At 49.6% G+C, this 2,131-nt stretch carries 3 protein-coding genes; 1 reads left to right on the top strand and 2 read right to left on the bottom strand.

Annotation, left to right across the window (positions count from 1 at the left end; all coding sequences use genetic code 11):
* On the bottom strand, window positions 1-232 hold a 232-nt coding region (locus NP589_RS21420), incomplete at its 3' end, for a hypothetical protein (protein WP_256608788.1).
* 347 nt (window positions 233-579) lie between these two features.
* Between NP589_RS21420 and NP589_RS21415 the strand changes: the two genes are divergently transcribed.
* The gene (locus NP589_RS21415; RefSeq protein WP_256608787.1) at window positions 580-1,059 is read left to right on the top strand and encodes a GNAT family N-acetyltransferase; all 480 of its coding nucleotides are present in this window, start codon (window positions 580-582) and stop codon (window positions 1,057-1,059) included.
* Window positions 1,060-1,061: 2 nt separating this feature from the next.
* Here the strand turns inward: NP589_RS21415 and NP589_RS21410 are convergent, their stop codons facing one another.
* Window positions 1,062-1,520 carry an EVE domain-containing protein gene (locus NP589_RS21410; protein ID WP_064038633.1) on the bottom strand — a complete coding sequence of 153 codons (459 nt, stop codon included), beginning with the start codon at window positions 1,518-1,520 and terminating at the stop codon, window positions 1,062-1,064.
* Between the last annotated feature and the right edge of the window lie 611 nt (window positions 1,521-2,131).

Below are 2,131 nucleotides of genomic sequence, written 5' to 3'. Positions count from 1 at the left end.
GCGAAGGGGCTTCCCAGCCCCTCCGCCGACGCACCGCATCCATGCGGTGCCCCTCCGGGCTGATCTCGATAAAAGCTCCGGTGCTCGGCGCGGCATACGGGGGAACACCGTCGCTGTTTAGCAGGCGTGGATTATTGTCTTGTAAGCGGGGCGTATGCGCTCCCTCTCCTTGCGGGAGAGGGTTGGGGTGAGGGGAATATACTTGCAACATTTGTTTGTGCTCCCTCATCATAACCTTCTCCCTGGGTGAGAAGGGACGGTTCCGATTTTTACGATTGTCTTTCCCTTTGGAGTGGGTTTTGATCCCGTATTTCGACCCCGAGCATCGCAGTTTTTTGCAGGATTAGCCCGTTAGGGGAGCGGCAGGGATGCCGCTCGTTGGCGAGGGGGTAGGAAGCCCCTTTCGCCAACCCCTGCAAAAAACGAGAAGCGCAGGATCAGGGCGAAATTCGGGTGTCTTTTCTTTTGGATACTTTTCTTTGGACAAGCAAAGAAAAGTATCTCGGCTGTCAGACCGAGACCCGACATTAAACAGAGTCGTCGCGATAGCGACACCTAATAGTTATTACGAAGCCTCCGATGGAATTGAACATCATCAACCTCTCCCAAGAACCCCACCAAATCCCAACTCTAGCACAATGGCACCACGCCGAATGGGCCGATCTCAATCCCGGTCAAACCCTGGAACACCGCATCGATAGAATGCAAGCCTATTTAAGCAGCAAACTAATCCCGAGCACCTTCATTTGCAAACATGAAGACCAGCTGGCCGGCTCCGCAGCCATCATAGAAAGCGACATGGATACCCACCCCGAACTGACGCCATGGTTAGCCAGCGTTTATGTGGCCCCAGAATTCCGCCGGAAGGGCATAGGCGCAAAGTTGGTAAAACATGTCATGCTACAAGCCAAGACAGCCGGCGTTGCCAAGCTCTATCTGTTCACGCCGGACCGAGCAGATTTCTATGCAAAACTTGGCTGGGTTGCAATCGCCGAAGAAGTTTATCGAGACCACCGCGTAACGGCTATGAGTGTGTCCTTAAACGATCCCAAAGCTTAGGCTTACTCCAAACTCAGAATAAATGCCCATTGTTCGGCATTCACCGGCATGATCGACAGCCGGTTCCCACGGCGCAGCAAAGCCAGATCGGCTAGTTCGGTTTTCAGTTTCAATTCACGCAGGCTGATATTGCGCGATAGCTTTCTGACGAACTTTACATCGACCATATACCAGGTGGGTTTGTCCGGATTGCTTTTCGGATCGAAGTGCTTGTCGTCCGGGTCGAAAGCGGTAAAGTCGGGATAGGATTCGCGCACCACTTGCATGATGCCGACGATACCCGGTTCGTCGCAATTGGAATGGTAAAAAAACACTTGATCGCCGATTTTCATATCATCGCGCATCATGTTCCGTGCTTGGTAGTTGCGCACCCCGTCCCAATGCTCGGTTTGTTCGGGTCGGTTAAACAAGTCGTCGATGCCAAAGGTATCGGGCTCTGATTTCATCAGCCAATAATTCATAGATTTCCAGTTTGGGTTTAGTTGTTTCATTTATCCCAAACTCAGACGCAATCGGCAAGTAAAATCACTCGCAAACCGAGCGAACTGTTGTTCTAAAACACCGGTAGTGTCGTAAGTCCTTGAACCCGCTGAATAGGGTGGCGTTATGACTCCTGGCGATAAGCCGTTAGCGATTGAAGCCGAGCGGTGCGTGCGCTCACCATAAGCAAAATATTCGCCGGAAGTGGTCTAAACTGGACTGCTAGCGGGAGTACACTCCGGTTTGTCGTGGTATAGTATCCACGCCAGTATTGTCGTTAGATAGATGGTGCTTAATTAAATACATTTCCGCTCCGTTAGATAATTCAATTAATCTATTTTCGGAGTTTACAACGACCGTGTTTAAAGAATTAGGTCGGTGTCTATTACTACGGTAGTTTGTTACTATTTCATCTGATTTATGTCTGCTAGTATTAAAAAAAGCAAACGACGTCGCTACATCAGGTATGCGATTGATCTAAAGGCTTTGTTGATAATCGACCAAACTCATCCGTTGGAATGCCGTATTCTGGATTTTTGTAGCGGTGGATTTTATCTGGTTTTTGATAAAAATCATCCGCAGATTGTATTAG

This window comes from Methylomonas rosea (assembly GCF_024505055.1).
Classification (GTDB): Bacteria; Pseudomonadota; Gammaproteobacteria; order Methylococcales; family Methylomonadaceae; genus Methylomonas; species Methylomonas rosea.
The sequence above is the reverse complement of the archived record's forward strand: the minus strand, read 5'-3'. Positions and strand labels throughout refer to the sequence as shown.